The following is a 23,041-nucleotide window of genomic DNA, read 5'->3' as shown; positions in this document are numbered from 1 at the left end:
AAACATTTAAAATCATGAAAAATTTAATTTTAACGGTATGTGCTCTATTATTCTCAATTTCGTTAATGCAAGCACAAGAATTTAAAATAGAAAAAAAGGATAACCAAAAGAAGGAAAAGCTGCATGTAAAGGCAAAAGAAGGGGCTAAACCAGATATTTATGTTGACGGAAAAAAATTCGATTTTAGTATGGACTTAATAGATACTGATATGATTGCTAGTGTTGTTGTAATAAAACGTGATAAAGCCATAAAAAAATATAATGCACCCAATGGAGTCATACTTGTTACAACCAATAAAAAACATGAATTAGACAAAACCAACGGAAAAACTAATTTTAAAGGCACAACACCAGTGATAATTATTGACGGTAAAGTATCTAATAAAGAAACGCTAGATAAATTATCACCTGATGATATAGAAAAGATAGAAGTTTTTAAAGATGAGAAGGCTATAAAAAAATACAATGCCGCAAATGGAGCTATAGTTATTACAACAAAGAAAGGGAAGAAAGAATAGGTTGCAGTATCACATTAACAGAGTAAGTCGAGAAAAAATAGCTTTGGTCATGGACCCAAGCTATTTTTTTTAATTTTAAATTCAAATATAGTAATGAAAAAAGTAGATTTATTATATATTTAATTTGTTCCATTCAAAATACTATAACTTAGGTCTAAAATTATGTATTAAATAAGAAGAGTTATTTAGAGTTCTCTGTTAGTTAATGTGACAAAACACCTGTTGGTAACACCGTGTATAATTAATTGCTAGGTACTTGCGACTCACGAACATTCCTTCGGAATATTCTATCTGTGATTTATTTGCTAAATTAGTTGCTGAACCACGCAACTAACCATACACAAACCGTTGTATGCAATTTGAGCACAAGCAACGAATTTAAGAATTGAAAATAAAAATTAGAAAATTTTGGGAATGGGAGTTTTGATTGTGTATGTGATAATTTTGCTACTTCTAATTTTGTCATCGATTATTTTTTTCGTGTTGCGGAAAAAGGGAAAGTCAAAAATCGGGCTTTTAATAAGTGGAATTATAATTTTCTTCTGCGTATATTTCTTATTTCTAAATACTATTGATTCATTTTCACATTCTAAAACAGATGTTAAGAAAGATCTGGACTATGCGAATATTGAACTTTTAGAAGATTTTGAAATTCTGGAAAACGAAGTTACAGGAATGCCTGAACGGTTTCAGAAAACGACTATAAAAATCGCTGAAAAAGATAAAAACCGTTTAATTCTTGAAATTGAAAACGGGAAAAATTTTGAAACAAGAAAAAGCAGTTGTGTTTTTCTATGCTATGAATATCCAAATGAACTTGTTAGCAATAAATCATACTATGTGAACTATAAGTTCAATGAAGAATTCATAAGAGAGTCATATTTTAAGAGAGATGAATACGTTCCAATTATTATGGTTGTTTCACTCTCAATGGAAAATAACAAATTGGAATATGAACGAATTGAAAATTAAAAAACTGCATACTTAAGCCGTGTATAATTAATTGCTTTTTAGAGCTTACTTGCGAAAATTCCTGAGGAATTTTCACGGGTTCGTAAAAGTTTGCTAAATTAGTTGCTTAACCACGCAACTAACCATACACAACAACGTTGTAAACAATGCGAGCACTCAAACGCAAAATAGAAATCTACCTAGCATTATCATTAATGATTTTGGCTTTAGCTTGTAACGATTATGATAAATCGGAAAACAAAGATATAGAATATGAGAAAGGGGAATTTGAATTCGAATTATATTATGCTGATACAATTCAAGTAAATAAAACTTATAGAGGACTTTTACTATACAATGCTGATAGCGATATTGACAGTATAACAAGCAAACTAGAACACGAGAAAGATACAATAAGAATACTTACCTTCTACTTGAACTATTCTAAGAGACCTATTAGAGATTCTTTGCAAGAAATAATTGATGACCCAAACTCTGAACTTTTTGGCTCGAATACGCCTGACTCAATTTATTATGAATATAAATTTAAAGAAACTGGAAAACAATTTATTGAGGGTGTTTTAGAGGATGATATTTTATATCCAACCATGGACAAAGATTATCCTTTAAATACAATAACTAAGCATATACACATTAGTTGTCCTGTTTATGTTACGGACGATACTAATTTCAAAAACAAAATAGGCAGCTTAGTTAGAAAAACTAAAGATAAAGAAAGTGAAACTTTACTCTACAACCTGAATAAATGATTGTAGAATATAAAATTAAAGCACTATTTACAACACCGTGTATAATTAATTGCTTGGTTCTTGCCTACTTGCGAATATTCCTGCGGAATATTCACGGGTTCGTAAATGTTTGCTAACTTAGTGGCTTAACCACGCAACTAACCATACACAACAACGCTGTAAGCAAGTTGAATACTCATATGAAAATTAGGAACTTTATAATAATCATTTCAATCGCCATTCTCTATTCGTGTGATAAGACGACTGAAAAAACAGCTAAAGGTCTTACTGAATTAAACGAAAATTGGATTGGAAAAGAATCCTCATTTTGGATAGAATCAAAAAAAGATAGTTCTCTATCTGAAATTAAAGCTTCTGATACTTTAATTTATCCAAATTTTAAAGTCAAGAAAAAGTTTGAATTAGAAACAAATGACAAATTGAAAATTGACAAAAATTTATTAATTAGCTCATTAACCAAAAATAAAGTATTTGAAACTGATATTTATTCAAAAAATATAAATGCAAACATAAAATCTAAATTATATCTGACCTATGATTATGAATTAGAAGAATATTCAATAATACTTTTTGACTCTTTAGCAACTGACGAAAAAAGAAAGTCAAATGAAATGAAACTTGACAGTATGTATAAGTACGCTGAAAAGAATAATTTATACTTATGTGGAACAGCTGCGAATGAAATTTTATATAAAGACATACCCGAATTTCCTTCAATAAAAGAAGTGAGTTTAGATTCAGCCTTAACAATAATACAAAAATGGAAAAATGAATAAAAACCAGCTTACAACACCGTGTATAATTAATGGCTTGTTCTCGCCTACTTACGAAAGTCCTCGCGGACTTTCTTGGTCAGTAATTATTTACTAATTTAGTTGCTTAACCACGCTACTAATCACACACACACGTTGGCAGTAATTCCCCACATTATAAAATTATGAACATACAATTTTTGAGGTTCTTTCTAACCATACTATTAATAATAATAGCAACAAATATAGTTTGTTCCCAAAATTTAGAAATAAATCTTTGCGATGATAATGGAGATGGTTATTCCAATTTCATCATTGAAGAAATTGAAAATTATGTTTTACAAACTGTTGGAGCAGAAAATGATTATTTTTTAGAAGAAGTTTTAATTTCGACCTCACAAGGTAATATTTACTCTGTTAATTCACCATCTAACAATCCGAATAGTACAATTTTATGTCAATCAGAAGGCGGTGGAGGTTTCACTGATATAGCAATAGATTCAAATCAACAAATATTTCTCTGTAATGGGGATATTATTTCTTCTTTAGATGATAATTGTAATTTCTTTTCCTCTAATTATTCCTATTTTAAAAGTAACGCACTATCATTTGATGATTTAGATAATTTGTACATTGGACTTGGAACAGAATCTTATGTTTTGAGAGTAAATATTTCTCCAACAGGAATATTTAGCAGTGAACATTGGCATGAATTTGGAACCGGAAGTTCTGGAGGAGATTTTGTATTATTAAATAATAAAATGTATATTTCTTGGAGGTTATCTAGAGATAATTACAGACTCTATGAAGTAACAGTAAATGATGAAAGAGACTATATTTCTCACATTGATTTAGGGCAACTTCCAAATGAAACTTATGGATTGGCGTCAGAGTTAGGAAAATTATATGGAATAACCCCAAATAAATTATTTCAAATAGACTTAACTAATTTCACTTTTACCGATATTATTCAAAATTCAAATCCGGAAGATGAGTGGTATGGAGCAGCTGGGCGACATGAAGCAATAGTATTTACTACAGCTACTTATATAACTCTTGATGATGCCCAAAATAATATAAATGAGATAAATGGAGATTGGACAAACACTATAGTTGGAGGCCAAACCATTTATATCAGAATAGAAAATTCATTAACAGGTGAGTACGATATTTTCCCATTAGATATTGTTATTACTACGTATCCAAATGCTAATCAACCAATAAATTTAGAAATGTGTTATGAAGACACATATAATATATTTGACTTGACTCAAGTATCAATGCAAATGCAAATAAATGGTAATGATAATTTATCCTTCACATATTATAATGTAGACCCTGAAGTTAATCCCACAGTAAATCCAATTTTAACACAATATCAGAGCACCCAAAATATTGAAACTTTATTTGTAAGTGTAGAAAAAAATAATAGTGGCTGTAACTTAATTTATAATTTTCAAGTAATTAATAATGTTCGTCCAAATTTACTACCCTTGTCTGATATTCAATCCCCTACACTTCTAGAGAGTTGTTATTTTGATCAAGACGATATTGGTTATTTCAACCTAAATGATATTGAAAATGACATAATTATAGATGAAGGAAGTTTTGAAACGTCTTATTATTTAAGTTATATAGATGCAGAGACAAGCAATAATCAAATATCTGAGATATACTATTTGCAGGATCAAATTCAGGAAATTTTCATTAAAGTTACAGATGAAAAAGGTTGCGTTGGAATATCCAATTTTTATTTAAAATTAGATTGTTTTATTAATAATGAATCATTAACAAGTATTGTATTTCCTAAATTTATTACACCTAATAACGATGGTATTAATGACTTTTGGAATATAAAAGGAGTATCTGAAAAAGTAAAAAGAGAATCTACAATAACAATTTTTAATAGATATGGAAAGTTACTATATACTTTCAAGCCATACTCCAATATTGGTTGGAATGGAACTTACAATAGATTACAACTTCCATCATCAGATTATTGGTTTCTCTTTACAACAAACTCTGGAATTAAAAAAACTGGACATTTTACTTTGAAGAGATAAGTATAAATAAGCAATTAAAACTACTGCCAACACCGTGTATAATTCATTGCTAGTTATAGCCTACTTACAAAAGTCCTCTCAGACTCTCTATCAGTGATTTATTTGCTAACTTTAGTGCTTAAAACACGCAACACCCGAGCGCAGCGAACAGACGAAGTAAACCATACACAATCACGTTGTAGCCAATTAAAAAAAAAGAAATGTCAATAACAAAGGAATCTGAATTAATCGGAATGAAAAAAATTAGTGAAGTTGTTGGAACTACACTAAAATTAATGAGGGAATATGCTAAAGTTGGAATGTCAACTAAAGAGCTTGATGAATATGGAGGTGAAATTTTAAAGAGTTATGGAGCTAAATCTGCACCTTATGAGACTTATGGATTTCCTGGTTATTCTTGTATAAGTATAAACAAAGAAGCTGCACACGGAATACCATCAAATAAAAAAATATTGAAAGAAGGAGATTTAATTAATATTGATGTTTCTGCGGAGCTTAACGGTTTTTGGTCTGACAATGGTGGCTCTTTTGTTCTTGGAAAGGACATTCATAATCACCAACCTCTTGTTGATGCTTCTAAAAGCATTCTACGTAAAGCTATAAACAATATCAAAGGCGGAGTAAAAATTTCTGAAATTGGATATTTAATAGAAACTGAAGCAAAAAAGTCAGGGTTTAAAGTTATTAGAAACTTGGCTGGTCACGGAGTCGGCAGGAGTCTACACGAAAAGCCTGAAAATATTTTAAACTACAGAGTTAAAAGTAACAGAGAAAGGTTCAAAAAAAACACAACAGTAGCAATAGAGACTTTTATTTCAACAAATTCAACTGTTGCTGTAGAACTGAATGACGGTTGGACTTTAGTCGGCAATAAAGGTGGATATGTAACCCAACACGAACAAACAATACTTGTAACTGATAAATATCCTGTCATTTTAACAGCATCGAATGAAATTTGGAATTAAATAACTGGCTACAACACAGTATATAATTTATAGCTAGTTCTAGCCTACTTACCAAAATCCTCGCAGAATTTAGCTTCACAAGATTTCTGCGCTCGGATCTATCTGCAACTTATGTACCAACGCATATAAAACCCTCCCACACCGTCACTTCGAGTGTGCCGACTTTTCTGTCGGCATGTATCGAAAAGCATTAGAACCAAGCATCAATCTATTTACAATGAGCGTATACAGCACTTAGACAGCTCCAAAAACCAGCCAACGCCTACAACCATCACCTAAAATGCTCAGCAACCGCTTCGTTTTTTTTATAGCATTACGGAAAACAGTAACCATAATTCACATAACTACCTTATTTTTATAGAAATATACGTAAAGTCACGTACTAAACTTTGCAAAGTATTGCGTAGTTTTATAAACTAAGAATGGAGGGCTATAACTGTTGTTATCTGGTATTAAGATAGGGATAACGTGAATGATTGTACTCATATAACAAGTTGGGCATAATTAACGCAACATCAATAATAATAATAATAATAACTGAAATTTAAACTTAATTCAAAATCATTATAATAATTGAAAGAAATAAATCAAATAAATCTATTTATATCTTGTCCTGGAGACATTAAAGATGAACTTAATTCCATAGAAGTTATAGTAAAAGAATTTAATAAAACTTTTGGAAAAATCAGTAACTTCATAATACAAATTGTACATTGGAATGAAGATACTTATACTGACATTGGTGAAGATGGACAAGAAATAATTAATAATCAAATTGACTATGATATATTGATTGGAATATTATGGATGAAATTAGGTACACCAACTAGAAGAGATAAATCAGGAACTGTAGAAGAAATTAATAGAGCCATAAAAAATCCTGAAAAGCAACAATTAATATATTTTAAAACTGCAACACCTAATAATTTAAATGCTATAAATACGTCTGAATTAGATGGTATAATGGAATTTAAAAAAGAACTTTCTAACAAACTTCTTTATAAAGAATTTGAAAGTATTGAGAATTTTGAAACTTTATTTCGATTAAATTTATCTAGTTTAATAAAAGATAAATTTATTGATAAACAAGAAAATACTGAAACTTCAACAGAAATATTTTTACCTAAGAAAGACACTAAATATCAAAATATAGTCTCTTTAATAGATGAAATTGAAAATTCAACAAAAGGCAACTTCGAAGATATTGATGTTTTTGAAATTAATGAAAATGGATATGAGTGCTTTAATAAAATTACTATCAATTTGTCAACCCTTACAAATTATCTTGAAAAACTAACAAAGAATTTAAATAAAGGAACAGAAGAAATTAATCAAGCAAATAACATAAAAGATACTAGACTAAAATTATCTAAGGCAAAAAAAGTAGTTAATAGACTCTCTAATGAATTAGATGAATTCAACGATGAAATAAACTCTGTATTACCTAATTTTTCTGACAATTTAAAAGAGGTTGGTAAAGTAACATCAGATTTATATTTGACCTTTAAATCTTATGGAGGTATTGATGAACATGACATAGAGTCAAATACTATAGCTTTTCGTGATTCTATGGAATATGCAATGAATTCAACAGCAGAAATGCTAAAAGAAATTATGAATTGGCCACCAATAAATCTTAAGTTCAATACTAGTAAAAGAAATACAGAAGTTACTTTAAAAGATTTAACAAAAGAAATTATGTTTGGATTAACATTAATAGACGAAACTCTTGATAATGAGAATTAAATAATAACTATGCCCAACACCGTGTATAATTAATTGCTTTGTTCTTGCCTACTTGCGAAAATTCCTGCGGAATTTTCACGGGTTCGTAAAAGTTTGCTAACTTAGTTGCTAAACTACGCAACTAACCATACACAAACACGTTGGCAAACAAAACTCACTCAAAACGATAAAAACATATGAATAAAAGTTACTTAATATTAATCGTAATTGGATTCATATTTTCAATGAATTTAAGTGCTCAAAATGACTTCAAAATTGGAATAAATGCAGGAATAAATTATCCAGATGTTAGAGGTCACGAATATGCAAAGTATAATAATTTTAAAGTAGGTTATTTATTTGGAGTTACTTTTGATTACTATCTAAAAGAAAACCTATCCATTAAGGCAAATATAAATTACGAAAAGAAAATTAAGAAACTGCAACTAACATACTTTAATTACGAAGCTGAAGAAACTGGAAAAGAAAGTTTTAGTGAAATTTATGAATACATAAATATCCCAATATTATTAAAATATGAATTTGGAAATTCTAAATTTTTTGTAAATGGTGGACCATTTTTCAACTATTTATTAAATAATGAAATTGATTCAGATTATCCAAATGACGATACTGATATTGTAACTGAACAAAAAAATATTGATTTTGGACTTTCTTTCGGAATTGGAACTAAAGTTTCAATTAATGAGAAAAATGACTTAACAATTGAAATAAGAGATGACTTTGGAATTATAGATACAGGAGATGTTCCAAAGCACGTTGGAGGTAAAGTAAAAACTAATACTATAAAATTAGTAGTCGGTTGGAATTTAGGAATATAATAACGATTTGCCAACACCGTGTATAATTAATTGCTAGATTCTTCTCTACTAGCAAAAATACCTAAGGAATTTTCACGGGTTCGTAAAAGTTTGCTAAATTAGTTACTGAACCACACAAAACCGTTGTAAAACATTTGAAACCAACCAATGAAAGACATTATTAAATCATTTTTAGATGCTTCTAGAGAACGAATAAAAAACCCTTTAATCGGAACATTTATTATTTCTTGGATTGCAATTAATTGGCGTCCGATAATGATACTCTTATTTTCTGACCAGAAAGTAGAAAATCGAATTGATTATATAATTACCCACTATTCTTCATTTCAAACTTACTTTTTAGTTCCTTTTATAATTGCTTTAATTTATGTCATTATACTTCCCTATTTTATGTGGGCAGTTGATGAATTGATTAGAAAATCTACAATTGGAAGAAAAAATAATTTACTTAAACAAACCATTTATGATTACGAAGGTAAGCACCAAATTGCAATAGCCGAAAGTAAATTAGAAGACTTTAAAGCAAGTTATAGAGATAAAGCAGATTTCAATAATCAAATTAAACAATTACGAAATCAATTAGATGAAAGAGAGGAAAGTCTACAAATTCAACAAATGGAAATTGACCAATATGAAAAAGAACTTAACGAATTTAAAAACTCTGCTAAAGAAAATAATTCTGAATTGAATATATCAACTTTAGAAAAGAAATTTAGCGAATTTGAAAAAACTGACCTTTTTGATTATTTTAAAGACGTAGGAGTTTCAATTAGAAATAATAGAAATTTTCCAAACGGAATAAACGAGATTATTAAGGAAAAGTTTTTAATGCAAGAAATCGTAGAAGAAGTTGTTGAGGAAAATGACTTTTATTACAGGTTTACAACTGTAGGAAATTATTATTGGAAAAGGTACGTAACAAATTTAAGAGTTGAAAAAAGAAATAATATAAAGGACGATATTAGTCCTGACGATTTACCATTCTAAAAAAACGTTTTACAACACCGTATATAATTTAAAGCTAGTTCTAGCCTACTTACAAAAATCCTTGCTGTTGTTCTATTCGATTTGTATTCCTCAAATTAGTTACTTAAACCACCTAACCATCCAAACCCTAAAACGCCAACCACACCTCATGAAAAAAGCACTAACAATCCTCATAATCCTTCTTGCTTCAAACATCGCAAGCGCACAGTTTGTAAAGGAAAAATCAATAAATGCCCTCATCGGATATGGCATTAGTGTCCCTTATAACAGCATAGATGACGTAGCTGATCGTGGTCTGCTGCTACAAGGAGAACTCGTACTAAAAGTCAGGTCTTGGTTTGAATTAAGACCTTATGTTGGTGTCATCATAACCAATTCCAATGGCGAAGATTTAAACAATAATCCCACCGATGAAATAGCAGAATCCAAAGCCTTTTTACTTGGAGGAAAAGCACGACTGAGAGCACCAATTCCTTGGGTAGCTCCCTATCTTGAACTAGGAATAGGCACGTCCATCGGTAAATTTCAAACCTTCACATACTACGATTATATTGATAAAGGCGGCATCATCTATCACATCCCGTTAGCATTCGGGCTAGAATTAGGAAAAAACAATAACGTAGATGTAGGATTCACCTATTACTTTCAACCTTCTGTAAAACAATTCGTTGGAGCCATGGCCGTTGGAATCACAATTCCCTTGAAATAATAGCATTTAGCAACAGCATACGGTTCTAAATCCAAGTTCCAATGCCATAACGTAACGCGTCCAATCAATATAGCGTTCCACCAAAACTCAACCCATTGTCATGCAAAAAACGCACATCAAAAAATACAGGTTATAGCGTGGTTATAGCGTGCTTATAATATGGTTAAAGCAAGGTTAAAGCGAGTGATACCAAAGGTTTAGAGCGGTTTCACCCCAAATCACCAATAATCCACCGCAACTAAGACGGAAATACAACCCATAAACCTACCGCAAAAACACAGAAGACTGACACTACCGTTCCATGCAATAGAAAAATCTTCTTAACTTTACACTTGCAAATAATTGAATGAGCCATTATGAAAAACACCCTCCTTATTTTCACATTAATCCTGACAAGCAACTTAATGATCGCACAAAAAACAATGACCCCAGAATTATTATGGCAAGTAGAACGCCTTAGTGTTATGGGTTTAGATAGCGGAGGAACAACCCTATTCTTCACCGTAAAAACACCTAATATTGAAGACAATAGTTACGATTCTAAGTACTTTAAAATGCCTGTAGATGGTGGTGCTATCGTAGAAATAAAAGAGGAAGACGTCAAAGCAACCGACAAAAACACCTCTGCAGATGGTAACTATCAGTTATTTAATAACGAGGTTCATATCGAAAACATAAAGGGAACAGACGCTTACAAGCATCTAGACAAGTCTGATGTGTATATATTTTCAGACTTAGACATTCGCCATTGGGATACCTGGAGCGATGGCAGCTTCAACCATTTGTTTTATAAAAAAGTCGGTGAAGAGGATACCTCAGCCATAGACATTATGCCTAACGAACCTTATCACACCCCTCAAAAACCGTTTGGTGGTGATGAAGATTATATCTGGTCGCCAGACAGTAAAGCCATTTACTACGTCAGTAAAAAGCTAAAAGGTAAAGCCTATGCTACCAGCACCAATACGGACATTTACAAATACACCTTAGCCACTAAAACCACGGAGAACATTACAGAAGATAACAAAGGCTACGATACCAATCCGGCATTTGCTTCAACGGGTGCATTGGCGTGGTTACAAATGAAAACCGATGGCTACGAAAGCGATAAAAACGACATCATAGTTTTAAACAACGGCATACAACAAAACCTAACCCAACAATGGGATGGCACCGTCAGAAGCTTTCTATGGAGTAACGATGGCAACACGGTGTATTTCACAGCACCTGTAGACGGCACCATTCAACTTTTTAAAGTGAATTATCCAGGTAAAAAACGTATCGCTCCGGTAGTAGAACAACTTTCAGAAGGGCAGTTTGATGTGACCAGTATTATCGCTCAAAAAGACAATACCTTAGTGGTAACCAGAACCGACATGAACCATGCGGCTGATATGTATAATTTCAACCTAAAAAAGAAAAGCTTTACCCAACTCACCAACATCAACAAGGATTTATACGATAGTGTCGATTTACCTAAAGTCGAAAAACGCTACGTCACCACAACCGATGGCCAACAAATGTTAGTTTGGGTCATTCTACCTCCTAATTTTGATGCGACAAAAAAATACCCAACCTTATTATATGCGCAAGGTGGACCACAATCACCCTTATCTCAGTTTTATTCGTACCGTTGGAATTTCCAGCTCATGGCGTCACAAGGCTATATTGTCGTAGCACCTAACCGTCGTGGTATGCCAGGACATGGTGTAAAATGGAATGAAGATATTAGTAAAGATTGGGGAGGCCAAGTAATGGACGATTACCTGTCTGCTATTGATGATATCGCAAAAGAACCCTATGTAGATAACGACCGATTGGGTGCTATTGGTGCCAGTTTTGGTGGCTATTCCGTATTTTACTTAGCCGGAATTCACAACAATCGCTTTAAAACATTCATTTCTCACGATGGTGTTTTTGATACCAGATCGATGTATGGCACCACCGAAGAATTATTCTTTGTGAATCATGATTTTGGAGGAGCGTATTGGGACAAAGACAATAAAACGGCACAAAAGACCTATAATGAATTTAACCCCGTGAACAAGGTTGCGGAATGGAATACTCCAATGTTAATCATTCAAGGTGGAAAAGATTACAGAGTGCCAATTGAACAAGGGTTAAGCGCTTACCAAGCGGCACAACTATTAGGCTTAAAAAGCAAATTATTATATTTCCCTGAAGAGAACCACTGGGTATTAAATCCACAAAATGCACTGGTGTGGCAACACGAATTTTTTAAGTGGTTAAAGGAAACCTTATAATAATTCATACCTTTAAATACACATAGCATTTATAATAACCACTAATCAATTGGAATAATGAGAAATGTATTAGCGACCATTATTGGCTTTATCGCAGCATCACTTACGGTTTACCTCATCGAAAATCTAATCGGTCATAACCTATTTCCTCTGCCAGATGGCGCAGACCCTTTGAATATGGACTGGCTGAGCAACAACATGAATAAGATTCCTGTGGGCATCAAAATATGTGTCGTCATTGCCCATTTCGTTGGAGTGCTAATTGGAATGTTTGTAGCAGCCAAAATATCTAAAACCAGTATCGTACCAAGTTACATCGTTGGGGTGTTAATGCTTGCGGCTACATTCTTTAATATCGTGATGTTACCAAAAGAACTATGGTTTACGCTTTCAGATGGCGTATTTGCGATTGTGGGCTTCATTTTAGGACATATTCTGACTAAAAAACAGATAAACAAGAATTTTTAATAGACGCGTACTATCAGAATTAGACGCTTATTTAAAACGTAAACCCAATTCTAATCCCTCCCCATTTGGCTGAGGACCCCGTTTCAAATTCTCTAGTGATGGCAGATCTGGTATATTCAAAATATAGGCTTTTCGTTTTTAATACGAGCCCGTAATTGAATTGTGCTGTAAATCGCTCCACATCACCAGAAGCAATCGTATATGGACTATCTGTAGTAATCAAACCGCCTTGCAATGTGGCATCATAACCAACTAAACTAACCATAGGATGTGCGTAGGCATAGAATTGAAACCCCTTTGTGTTTGGTGTGGAAGAAAACGCTGAGTTTATAATTCCAACGGTACTATGAAACCCTACAGACGCCTTTGTAAATAAAGTACCTAATTGTAAAGACGACTGCGCTTGAAACGTGAATACATCATTATAGCTATACAGCTGTTTCTCATAGTCGACTCTGTAGTTCAACACCACATCATTTTTAATCTGGTTATCCCAACCACCTGGGACTTTATTTCCTGTCGCTTCATGTATGCCAACTTGCATCTCCTTACCAAAAGCACCCGGACCAATTAACCCTAAGCTCAAAGCTTGAGATAGTTTGGTCTTACGACTTTGATCTGTGGCCATGGTAAAACTCTTCAACATAATGGCAGATGAAAAAGGACGGTCCCCAACTTGAATCGCTTCACTGACATAATCATTGGGTGTAAACCCAATATGTTCAATAGCCAAGCCGTATTTCGTAGTTACATCTTTAGGCTTATAAAATAAATGATTCACAGGATTCTGTTCTAAACCAGGCAACACCAATTCAAAACTATAACCTTGTGTATAATTCTCGTCGGTAGCAGCAAAATAATCATTGTCATAATGAAACCTGAAATAACGGTCTTTCTCTATAGTTCTGTATGAAACAGCATGGTCTATTTTTTGAGCAAACAGACCTAATGGAAGTAAAAGAAGAATGATAATTCGTAGTATATTCATACAAATACTTACGAGAATACAAGAACTACGGTTTTATCCTTAATTTTGATGTTAGTACAAACACCTTAGCACATTTACATGGCAGACAAAATAAGTTTAAAAGACGCGATTTCTATCGGTATCGGTGGCATGGTTGGTGGTGGTATTTTTGCCGTCCTCGGATTAGCCGTTTCTATCGCACATGGCGGAACACCTGTAGCCTTTTTATGTGCTGGACTTTTAGCATTAATCACGTCGTATAGTTATGTAAAACTATCTCAAAAATATCCAGATCGTGGGGGCACCGTAAAGTTTATTAATCAAGGCTTTGGAGTGTCTATTTTTAGTGGTGCTATTAATAACTTGCTTTGGGTGAGTTATATTATTATGCTTTCACTTTACGCTTCTGCTTTTGGGTCGTATGCCCCTAATTTGTTAGAACTGACACAGAACAAAACTATTGATTTTCATATCTACACTAGTGCCATAATCATCCTCGCCACAGCGATAAATTATTATAGTATTGCTGTCGTAGGAAAGATAGAATCCTATGCCGTCATCATAAAACTAATCATTTTAATTGGGTTTATTGGTATTGGTGCTTACGGCCTTATTGGAAACCCTAACCTATCACAACTGGCCATTTCCAATTGGGAATCACCCGTACAATTATTTGCAGCAGGCATGGTGATTTTTGTCGCTTATGAAGGTTTTGAACTCATTGCCAATGCAGCTCCAGACATTATAAATCCCGAAAAGAACATCCCAAAAGCCTACTATTACTCTGTAATCTTTGTCATTGTACTCTATATAATCATCGCTATTGTGACGGTGGGCTCATTGCCTTTTGACACCATTGCCACCGCAGAAGATTATGTTTTGGCCGAAGCGGCTAAACCTATGCTTGGTAAGGTCGGATTCACCATTATAACCATTGCGGCATTAATCTCTACATTCTCTGCGATAAATGCCTCTTTATATGGAGGCAGCCGTGTGAATTTTGAAATTGCCGAAGATGATGAACTGCCACATCATTTCACCTCTAAACTCTGGAATCAGCCGATAGGATTATTAATTACCGCAATAGCAACATTAGTTGTAGTCAACATTCTAGACTTAGAAAGTATTTCAACGGCAGGAAGCGTTGGGTTTATTCTCATTTTTGGAATTGTCAATTGGGTAGGTTTTAAATGTGCTAAAACTACAGGCAGCAATAAAATCATTCCAATAAGTGGCTGTATATTGTGCCTGATCGCCTTAGTGGTTTTAATTAATCAACAATACCAATCGAATCTTACAGGAGTGTTGGTCTCTCTTGGAATTATTGGGTTGTGCTTTATTGTAGAATGGATTTATAAAACTTCTGAAAAGAAAGCTTAATATAGCTTCAATAGCAAATTAGGATTAGGACAGTTGTTTTTATAAAAGGCTAAATCGAGTTGATTACACACTCCAGGATAATCACCACTAAAATCTTGAATATCTTTAATAATCTGAAAGTGTAAATGCGGAGGATAATCTCCATTAACCTCAGCGGTGCCGAGTTTAGCTATTTCAGTTCCTTGGGTTACTTCTACTCCAACGTCTAAATCTTCAATGGATGCCAAACTTAAATGGCCATACAAGGTATAAAATTCAACCCCTTCTATATGGTGTTTTAAAATGAGGGTCGGTCCATAATCGCCATGATTGGTATTGTTTTTAAAACTATGAATCGTTCCTGATAACGGTGCATAAATGGGTGTATCAGCCTCAATCCATAAGTCTAATCCTAAGTGAATGTTACGTTCGGTTTCAAGATTTGTTTGATTAAAATAAGTACTCCGTTGGTAAATCCCTCGTTTTTCGAGATAACCACCATAAGCTATTTTAGCCTTATTAGATTTCATATATTTCCAAATAAAGCGTTCTAAATCATCAGCATCTGAAACATTAACAGTTTGCAATGCCGTGTTATCAACGGATAAATCCAAAGACATATAGGATGATTTTAGTATTGAAGGAGCGACCAAAGGATGGGCTTCAACGGACTGTAAGAAACTTTCAAAAGAAGAAAATAGCATAAAAACAAAATTTCCATAAAAATAGGAAATCTATCTTATGGAAAACAGGAAGAGTAAACAGATTCTAAAAATATTAGATTCAGTAGTGGTTGCTGAGCAAAGGCAATGTTTTCCTCGCGATAATTGTGTTCTAGATGCGATTTCAGAAATACTTAAAATTTCAGATATTTCTTTATGATCGTAGCCTTCTATTAAATATAATAACACCACAACCTTATATTTTTCGGGTAATGTTTCTATCGCTAATTTTATAGCTTCTAGCGTAATGTCATCTTCCACAGCATAATCCTTATCAGTATCTTCTTCTACGACATTCAAATGAGAATCTTCTAAGGTCAACATATACTGATGTTTAGACTTTAAAACATCAATACATTTATTAATCACAATACGTTTTAGCCATGCTCCAAAACTCACTTCCGCTTTATACTGTTCTAATTTTGAAAATGCTTTAATAAACGCTTCTTGAACAATATCTTCGGCCTCCATCGTATCTTTTATAAAACGAAGTGCGACGACTAACATGCCATCACAGTATTGATTATACAATTGCATTTGCGCTTGTCTATCGTTCTGTCTGCATTTTTCAACAATATGAATTTGAAACGTGCTGATTTTGATTTGTTTTTTTTGATTGGTTACACCTTAAAGACGACATAAAAATTGAAGTGTTGCAAGAATCTTCAAAATATTTTCAATATTATAAGATTTCCATAAAATTCAACGTTTGACATCTATAAAGTTAGGGATTTGAATTATCTTTAAATCTTGAATGCATAAGTTTGCACTTTAATTTTAACCCAAATTATTTAAGATTAACAACTATGTTAAAACGCCTCCTTATTATCTTATCCATTTTAGCATTAGGCTTGCTACTATATTCTGCATTTGTAGAAAACATTTTTTCGCCGCGATTAAGCCCGAAAGATTCTGCAGAAATTTCGCTTAACGATTTAAATTTAAAAGTTCAATATAACAGACCTTCTAAACGCGACCGAGATGTTTTTGGAGCCTTAGTACCATTTGATAAAGTATGGAGAACAGGCGCAAATGAAGCAACCACTTTTGAAACTAACCAATCGCTTATCATTGATGGCTTAGAATTAAAAAAAGGAAAATATACGATTTGGACCGTACCCATGAAAGATAAATGGAAAGTAATGTTTAACTCTAAACAGTACGATTGGGGTGTTGACGAAAAAATGGAACCGATGTGGGATCCTAATTACGATGCGCTTGAATTCCAAGTTCCAACACAACAATTAGACGTTACTGTAGAACGTTTTACTATTGCTTTTGATAATAAAACTGGTCATCTCAATTTAACCATGGCATGGGATAATACGCTAATTGAAGTGCCTATTGAGATTAAAGAATCTAGAACAGAGAGATAAACGGACTTTAGGTGGTTAAAAAAAACAAGACATACAAATCTGCTTTGCATGAACAAGATGGTGTTCCATCACCAGATAGTTTAAGTCCTAATGTTGCCAAAATCATAAAAGCGAATCGGAAAAAAATAATTTCAGTCGATGATTTGGTTTCTGGTATTCTCTCGGGAAATATAACCGCTTTAAGTAGAGCTATTACCTTAATTGAAAGTACAAATCCTTCACACACTAAAAAAGCAAACGAGATCATAACCAAATGCTTGCCTTATGCTAATACATCTATTAGAATAGGGATTACAGGTGTTCCTGGTGTTGGAAAAAGTACCTTTATCGAAGCTTTTGGGATTCACCTCACATCTTTACAAAAAAAAGTAGCGGTTTTAGCCGTAGACCCTAGTAGTAGTCTAAGTCAGGGTAGTATTTTGGGAGATAAAACTCGTATGGAGGATTTGGTTAAGAATGACAGTGCGTTTATACGCCCATCTCCTTCCGGAAATTCTTTAGGAGGTGTAGCCAGAAAAACACGTGAAACTATTATTCTATGTGAAGCAGCAGGTTTTGATACCATTATTATTGAAACCGTTGGAGTTGGTCAAAGTGAAACCGCTGTACATAGCATGGTCGATTTCTTTTTGTTACTAAAATTAGCTGGCGCCGGCGATGAATTGCAAGGTATTAAACGCGGTATTATAGAAATGGCCGACGCCATTGTAATCAATAAAGCTGATGGTGATAATTTAAAAGCCGCAAAAATGGCTAAGGTAGAATTTAATAGAGCGTTGCATTTATATCCTGCTAAGTCTTCTGAATGGTCTCCAAAAGTATCATTATGTAGTGCACTTAAACGCGAAGGCATAGCTGACGTTTGGCACATGATTGAAGATTATACCAAAACCACGTTAGAGAATCAGTATTTTGAAACCAATAGAAATAATCAGAATAAATTTTGGTTACTTCAAACTATTGAAGACCGCTTAAAGTCTAATTTTTACAACGCCTCCAAAATTAAAATGGAATTACCACTACAAATCAAACTAGTTGAAGTCGGAAAAACAACGCCATTTGCTGCTGCTGAGTATTTGCTTTCTCTTTAATTTGCGCATCAAAACAACTACCCAAAATAATGAAACAGACTGAAATTAGTATTGGTTTAGCGATATTCCTATTAATGGTATTGCGATTATGCTTTACGTATCCTTATGCCGCTCTACTTATTACGTTATTAGCGCTACTATTATCAATGCTTTACTTTGTATTCGGCTTTGGGCTTTTAAATCAAATTAGATTTAGAAATTTATTTAAAAAGGAATCTTACAAAGACATTAGCATATTACGCATAATTGGTGCTATGGGAACTGGACTTGTTTTATCCATACTTTCAATAAGTATTCTATTTAAATTTCAAAGATGGCCTTATGGTAATATCACTTTACTGATAGGGTTAGCTAGTGTATTACCAATAGTTATTGTTGTCATTTTTAAATTTTTCACACATAAAAATAGATTTTACAGAACACTTTTAATTCGTCTTTCTATAATTTCTACGGTTGGCATCTCGTTTTTCTTCATAAAATCGGAAACACTTTTAGAGCTTAAATTCAGAGATTTCCCAGAGTATGTTAAAGCGGTAAAAAACGAAATGAAAGACCCTGAGAATTTAGAATTACAGAAAATAACAGATGACGCAAGACTAAAAATGGAATCTACAGAGTAATACCATTTACTTTAAATCATAAGATTTGCGCTGTAACACAAAAAAACGATATTTTTGTGCCGACAAAGCAATATCGCGCATGACGTATCAATTCACTATTATAGTTCCCGTTTATAATGAAGAGGAAAATTTAGAACGTGTAGAATCGGAACTTTTAAAATATATTAAAATCGCTACGGTTGAGACATCTATACTCTTTGTAAATGATGGATCTAGTGATAATAGCCAGACTTTAATTGAAGCTATTTGCGAACGTAACGACGCTTTTGAATACATATTATTTAAGGAAAATAGAGGTTTGAGTGCTGCTATAAAAGCAGGTTTTGACCACGTAGATTCTGAATTGGTTGGTTATATCGATTCTGATTTACAAACCGCTCCAGAAGATTTTAATATTCTTTTAGAACATATAGATTCTTACGAATTAGTTACAGGAGTACGCTCTAATCGAAAAGATTCTTTTACTAAGAATATGTCGTCTAAAATTGCAAACGGTATTCGTAGGGCTTTTACTCATGATGGCATGGACGATACTGGCTGTCCTCTTAAGGTTATAAGAACCGATTATGCTAAACGGATTCCTATGTTTAGAGGATTGCATCGTTTTTTACCAGCAATGATTATGCTACAGCATGGACGTGTTACACAGATTACGGTGCAACATTTTCCTAGAATGGCCGGTACGGCAAAATTTGGGGTTTGGAATAGATTACTTGGGCCTTTAATGGATTGTTTTGCATATCTGTGGATGAAGAAAAAATATATTAATTACGAGGTAGCAAAATCAAGCAAACAAAAACTCTAATTTGAAAGACTGGATAATTTACAGTATTGGATTTTTAGCCCAGATTCTATTTTCTTCTCGGCTTATTATACAATGGATAACTTCTGAAAAACAACGTAAAGTTATCACTCCAAAAACCTTTTGGACGCTGAGTTTAATTGCGTCATTTTTATTATTTATTTATGGTTATTTACGTTTAGACTTTGCCATTATGCTAGGTCAGAGTTTAACCTATTTCATATATATTAGGAATTTACAACTGCAAGGACAATGGCAAAAATTCCCAAAAATTGTACAGTATTTGCTTTTTATTGTTCCCATTTTAATTGTTGTATTTTATTACAATAACAATCAGATAGATATAGAGTTACTGTTTCAAAACACCAATATTCCGACATGGTTATTAGTTTTAGGAATTGTTGCTCAAATTGTATTCACATTACGTTTTGTGTACCAGTGGATTCATTCTGAACGCAACAAAGAATCGACTTTACCGATGGGTTTTTGGGTTCTAAGTTTAATTGGTGCGGGTTTAATATTAACTTATGCCACTATAAGAAAAGATCCTGTACTATTTGTAGGTCATTTATTTGGTTTAGTGATCTACGCTCGTAACGCATATTTAATTAGACACACAAATGATTAAGCTGATTGAAAAATATCCGATACCGAGTCTATTGCTTTTTGTAATTGTAATGCTAGGGTTCACTATAGATGCGATTCCGGTAACCATTATGGAAGCCCGAAATTTCATCTCTGCTAGAGAAATGCTCACCGATAACAATTGGATATTAACCACCCTAAACGGCGAAGCTCGTTACCAAAAACCACCATTACCAACATGGATAACAGCTGTTTTTGGCTATTTATTTGGTATAAAATCTATTTTGGCTTTACGCTGGCCGGCGCTACTATTTGTGGCTAGTATTGGAATTTCAACTTACTTGTTATCAAAAAAATTAGAATTAACGAAATCTCACAGTTTAATCAATGGGTTTATTGCGTTAACGTCTTTTTATATTTTAGGCATTACGATTGAGGCACCTTGGGATATTTATACACACGGATTTATGTTGATGGCACTATATCAACTATTTATTCTCTTTCAAAGTCAAAAAACCACAATTTTAAGGAGTTTACTCTTAGTATTATTTTTAGCAGCTTCGGTCTTATCTAAAGGACCTGTTTCGCTTTATGTACTTTTCTTACCTTTTGTAATAGCATATGGAATTGCTTTTAAATTAAAAGGAGGAGCGCTTCATCTTCTAAAATTATTTAGTCTTTTGGTCTTCGGAATTGTTTTAGGTGGTTGGTGGTACCTACATGTTAGAGTTGCTGATCCTGAAACCTTTTCGGCTATTGCAGAACGCGAAACCTCTAATTGGCACAGCTATAACGTTAGGCCATTCTATTATTATTGGAGCTTCTTTATTCAGAGTGGTTTATGGACAGTACCTGCATTTATTAGTTTACTGTATCCCTACTTAAAAACAAGAGTTATTAATCTAAAAGCATATCGCTTTACTTTCTTTTGGACAATTTTTGCCGTGATTTTATTATCTATAATTCCTGAAAAGAAATCGCGTTATCTAATGCCTGTGTTAATTCCATTAGCTTTAAATATTGGATTTTATATTGACTATATAATTCGTGAATTCAAAAATTTGAAGACTAAAAAAGAAAAGATTCCTGTATATTTTCAGTTTGGTTTAATAGGTAGTATCGGTGTATTATTTTGGATTACCAGCTTCTTTTTGGGACCGCTTTTAACCGGAATTGTCTTGATAAGGTTTATCGCTTCAAGTATCGTTTTAGCAATTATCGGTTTCTTTATTTTCAAACATCTAAGGGCTAAAAACATTAAAACGACATTCTATTTAATCATAGCCTTTATGCTCAGCGTAGGTGTTTTGGTTTTACCTTTAGCGCAAGTGCAATCACAACCAGATTACAAATCATTTACTAAATTAGCAACAGATAATATACCGCTCTACACTTTAGAAGGCGTGTCACCTGAAGCCATTTATAATTACGGTGATAAAATTCCAAGTATTAAAACTAAAGAAGGTATAGAACTTCCTAAAGAAAAACAATTTAGACTCTTAACGTCCACAACAAATCCTGAAAAGATTAACGAATTAGCGAAGCTTTATACGATTGAATTTGTAAATACATATGATCTAAATTTTTCTGATAGAGATCACAAATCGCGATTAGTAAATCAACTATATCTAGTTACTTTGAAATAAATTTATTTATAAGATACAAGTTTAGCTTATAAAACCCAAAGCCTGCAATAGCTCCAAAACTCAACCCACAGATTAAATCTAAAGGGTAATGAACTCCGATATAAATACGACTATAAGCTACAACTAGGCTCCAAATAACCATCACATAGATAAGATTCTTAAAATAGGGTCTCAATAACAAACCTGCAAAAATTGCGGTAGACATTGAATTAGACGCATGCCCTGAGAAAAAGCCATATTTACCGCAGCGTGGTGCAATATAACGAGCTACATCCATAACTCCTTCTGCTCTACAAGGTCTTGGTCGTTGAAACGAATCTTTAAACAGATTGGTCATTTGGTCTGTAAAAGCAATCATACCTGCAATTACAAATACCATTAATAATAGGGCTTTTAAGCCAAATTTCTTATAAATTACAAATAACAATGCAGCGTACAACGGTATTGAAGTAAGTTTATCGGTAATAACCAACCATAAACCATCCCATGTATCCGATCCTAAATTATTAAGGTATAAAAATAGTTCTTTGTCGTACTGTATAAGTTGTTCTAGCATTAATCGTCGTATCTCGCAATTTCTCTATCATAAAAGTCCGTAGCTTGCTGAATGTAATTTTCAGTTTCGGTCTCTAATTCCTTTTCATCATGCTGATCAAATTCTTCAAACCACTCTACTTCGTCATCTTCAAGATTAATAATAAAACGAGGAAATTCAGTATGTATAATAAATATGGCATTAGGATAATCTGTATTGTCTCCTAATATGAATTTTGGTAATTCCATTTGTTTTGAATTTTGTGTTTGAACGTCTGCAGTTTTTCAACTTAAGCTGCAAATATATAGATTTTGAATGAGCTAC

At 33.0% G+C, this 23,041-nt stretch carries 24 protein-coding genes; 19 read left to right on the top strand and 5 right to left on the bottom strand.

Going from position 1 to position 23,041, the window contains the following annotated elements; all coding sequences use genetic code 11:
• Window positions 1-14 precede the first annotated feature (14 nt).
• The 12 genes from HM986_RS12050 to HM986_RS11995 all read left to right on the top strand — a co-directional run bounded on the left by HM986_RS12050 (window position 15) and on the right by HM986_RS11995 (window position 13,014).
• Window positions 15-518 (top strand): hypothetical protein, encoded by a 504-nt coding sequence (locus tag HM986_RS12050; RefSeq protein ID WP_179335342.1) that lies wholly within the window; start codon window positions 15-17, stop codon window positions 516-518.
• A gap of 414 nt (window positions 519-932) precedes the next feature.
• Window positions 933-1,490 carry a hypothetical protein gene (locus HM986_RS12045; RefSeq protein ID WP_218841434.1) on the top strand — a complete coding sequence of 186 codons (558 nt, stop codon included), beginning with the start codon at window positions 933-935 and terminating at the stop codon, window positions 1,488-1,490.
• A gap of 146 nt (window positions 1,491-1,636) precedes the next feature.
• Window positions 1,637-2,239: a hypothetical protein gene (locus HM986_RS12040; RefSeq protein ID WP_179335340.1), complete on the top strand. Its 603-nt coding sequence runs from the start codon at window positions 1,637-1,639 to the stop codon at window positions 2,237-2,239.
• A 179-nt stretch (window positions 2,240-2,418) separates the two neighbouring features.
• Window positions 2,419-3,015, top strand: a complete 597-nt coding sequence (locus HM986_RS12035; protein ID WP_179335339.1) for a hypothetical protein — start codon at window positions 2,419-2,421, stop codon at window positions 3,013-3,015.
• A 161-nt stretch (window positions 3,016-3,176) separates the two neighbouring features.
• Window positions 3,177-5,054, top strand: coding sequence for a T9SS type B sorting domain-containing protein (locus HM986_RS12030; protein WP_179335338.1), 1,878 nt, complete (start codon window positions 3,177-3,179; stop codon window positions 5,052-5,054).
• Window positions 5,055-5,254: 200 nt separating this feature from the next.
• Complete coding sequence (gene map / locus HM986_RS12025; protein ID WP_179335337.1) at window positions 5,255-6,019, top strand: type I methionyl aminopeptidase; 765 nt, start codon at window positions 5,255-5,257, stop codon at window positions 6,017-6,019.
• 573 nt (window positions 6,020-6,592) lie between these two features.
• Window positions 6,593-7,765 carry a hypothetical protein gene (locus HM986_RS12020; RefSeq protein WP_179335336.1) on the top strand — a complete coding sequence of 391 codons (1,173 nt, stop codon included), beginning with the start codon at window positions 6,593-6,595 and terminating at the stop codon, window positions 7,763-7,765.
• Between the two features lie 176 nt (window positions 7,766-7,941).
• Window positions 7,942-8,586: a porin family protein gene (locus HM986_RS12015; RefSeq protein WP_179335335.1), complete on the top strand. Its 645-nt coding sequence runs from the start codon at window positions 7,942-7,944 to the stop codon at window positions 8,584-8,586.
• A 147-nt stretch (window positions 8,587-8,733) separates the two neighbouring features.
• Window positions 8,734-9,573, top strand: a complete 840-nt coding sequence (locus HM986_RS12010; RefSeq protein ID WP_179335334.1) for a hypothetical protein — start codon at window positions 8,734-8,736, stop codon at window positions 9,571-9,573.
• A gap of 148 nt (window positions 9,574-9,721) precedes the next feature.
• Entirely contained in the window at window positions 9,722-10,282 is a 561-nt protein-coding gene (locus HM986_RS12005) for a hypothetical protein (RefSeq protein ID WP_179335333.1), read from the top strand.
• Between the two features lie 356 nt (window positions 10,283-10,638).
• Window positions 10,639-12,546 (top strand): S9 family peptidase, encoded by a 1,908-nt coding sequence (locus HM986_RS12000; RefSeq protein WP_179335332.1) that lies wholly within the window; start codon window positions 10,639-10,641, stop codon window positions 12,544-12,546.
• Window positions 12,547-12,603: 57 nt separating this feature from the next.
• Window positions 12,604-13,014: a hypothetical protein gene (locus tag HM986_RS11995; protein ID WP_179335331.1), complete on the top strand. Its 411-nt coding sequence runs from the start codon at window positions 12,604-12,606 to the stop codon at window positions 13,012-13,014.
• 31 nt (window positions 13,015-13,045) lie between these two features.
• Here HM986_RS11995 and HM986_RS11990 read toward each other — a convergent pair whose 3' ends face one another.
• Complete coding sequence (locus HM986_RS11990) at window positions 13,046-14,002, bottom strand: lipid A deacylase LpxR family protein (protein ID WP_179335330.1); 957 nt, start codon at window positions 14,000-14,002, stop codon at window positions 13,046-13,048.
• Between the two features lie 78 nt (window positions 14,003-14,080).
• Here HM986_RS11990 and HM986_RS11985 point away from each other — a divergent pair, with 78 nt between their 5' ends.
• Entirely contained in the window at window positions 14,081-15,361 is a 1,281-nt protein-coding gene (locus HM986_RS11985; RefSeq protein ID WP_179335329.1) for an APC family permease, read from the top strand.
• Here the strand turns inward: HM986_RS11985 and HM986_RS11980 are convergent.
• Together HM986_RS11980 and HM986_RS11975 are read right to left on the bottom strand one after the other, a co-directional pair.
• The gene (locus HM986_RS11980) at window positions 15,358-16,044 is read right to left on the bottom strand and encodes a peptidoglycan DD-metalloendopeptidase family protein (protein WP_179335328.1); all 687 of its coding nucleotides are present in this window, start codon (window positions 16,042-16,044) and stop codon (window positions 15,358-15,360) included. The genes HM986_RS11985 and HM986_RS11980 overlap by 4 nt on opposite strands.
• Window positions 16,045-16,074: 30 nt before the next feature.
• On the bottom strand, window positions 16,075-16,599 hold the full coding sequence (locus tag HM986_RS11975) for an RNA polymerase sigma factor (protein WP_179335327.1): 525 nt from the start codon (window positions 16,597-16,599) through the stop codon (window positions 16,075-16,077).
• Window positions 16,600-16,868: 269 nt separating this feature from the next.
• On the opposite strand from HM986_RS11975, the gene HM986_RS11970 reads away from it, so the two are divergent.
• From HM986_RS11970 to HM986_RS11945, 6 genes are all read left to right on the top strand, one after another.
• A complete protein-coding gene (locus HM986_RS11970) occupies window positions 16,869-17,438 on the top strand; it encodes a DUF2911 domain-containing protein (RefSeq protein ID WP_179335326.1) in 570 nt (189 codons plus the stop codon).
• Window positions 17,439-17,449: 11 nt separating this feature from the next.
• Window positions 17,450-18,529, top strand: coding sequence for a methylmalonyl Co-A mutase-associated GTPase MeaB (gene meaB / locus HM986_RS11965; RefSeq protein WP_179335325.1), 1,080 nt, complete (start codon window positions 17,450-17,452; stop codon window positions 18,527-18,529).
• A gap of 29 nt (window positions 18,530-18,558) precedes the next feature.
• A complete protein-coding gene (locus tag HM986_RS11960; RefSeq protein ID WP_179335324.1) occupies window positions 18,559-19,149 on the top strand; it encodes a hypothetical protein in 591 nt (196 codons plus the stop codon).
• Between the two features lie 79 nt (window positions 19,150-19,228).
• Complete coding sequence (locus HM986_RS11955) at window positions 19,229-19,954, top strand: glycosyltransferase family 2 protein (RefSeq protein WP_179335323.1); 726 nt, start codon at window positions 19,229-19,231, stop codon at window positions 19,952-19,954.
• 1 nt (window position 19,955) lies between these two features.
• A complete protein-coding gene (locus HM986_RS11950) occupies window positions 19,956-20,579 on the top strand; it encodes a lipid-A-disaccharide synthase N-terminal domain-containing protein (RefSeq protein ID WP_179335322.1) in 624 nt (207 codons plus the stop codon).
• Window positions 20,572-22,182 carry an ArnT family glycosyltransferase gene (locus tag HM986_RS11945; protein ID WP_179335321.1) on the top strand — a complete coding sequence of 537 codons (1,611 nt, stop codon included), beginning with the start codon at window positions 20,572-20,574 and terminating at the stop codon, window positions 22,180-22,182. Before HM986_RS11950 ends, HM986_RS11945 begins: the two co-directional genes overlap by 8 nt.
• On the opposite strand, the gene HM986_RS11940 is transcribed toward HM986_RS11945, so the two are convergent.
• Together HM986_RS11940 and HM986_RS11935 are read right to left on the bottom strand one after the other, a co-directional pair.
• On the bottom strand, window positions 22,169-22,738 hold the full coding sequence (locus HM986_RS11940) for a phosphatase PAP2 family protein (protein WP_179335320.1): 570 nt from the start codon (window positions 22,736-22,738) through the stop codon (window positions 22,169-22,171). The genes HM986_RS11945 and HM986_RS11940 overlap by 14 nt on opposite strands.
• Window positions 22,738-22,965, bottom strand: coding sequence for a hypothetical protein (locus tag HM986_RS11935; protein WP_020896762.1), 228 nt, complete (start codon window positions 22,963-22,965; stop codon window positions 22,738-22,740). Before HM986_RS11935 ends, HM986_RS11940 begins: the two co-directional genes overlap by 1 nt.
• Window positions 22,966-23,041: the final 76 nt, after the last annotated feature.

Source organism: Winogradskyella costae, assembly GCF_013403865.1.
Lineage (GTDB): Bacteria > Bacteroidota > Bacteroidia > Flavobacteriales > Flavobacteriaceae > Winogradskyella > Winogradskyella costae.
Note: the sequence above shows the minus strand (reverse complement) of the source record. Positions and strands in the feature narration are given on the sequence as shown.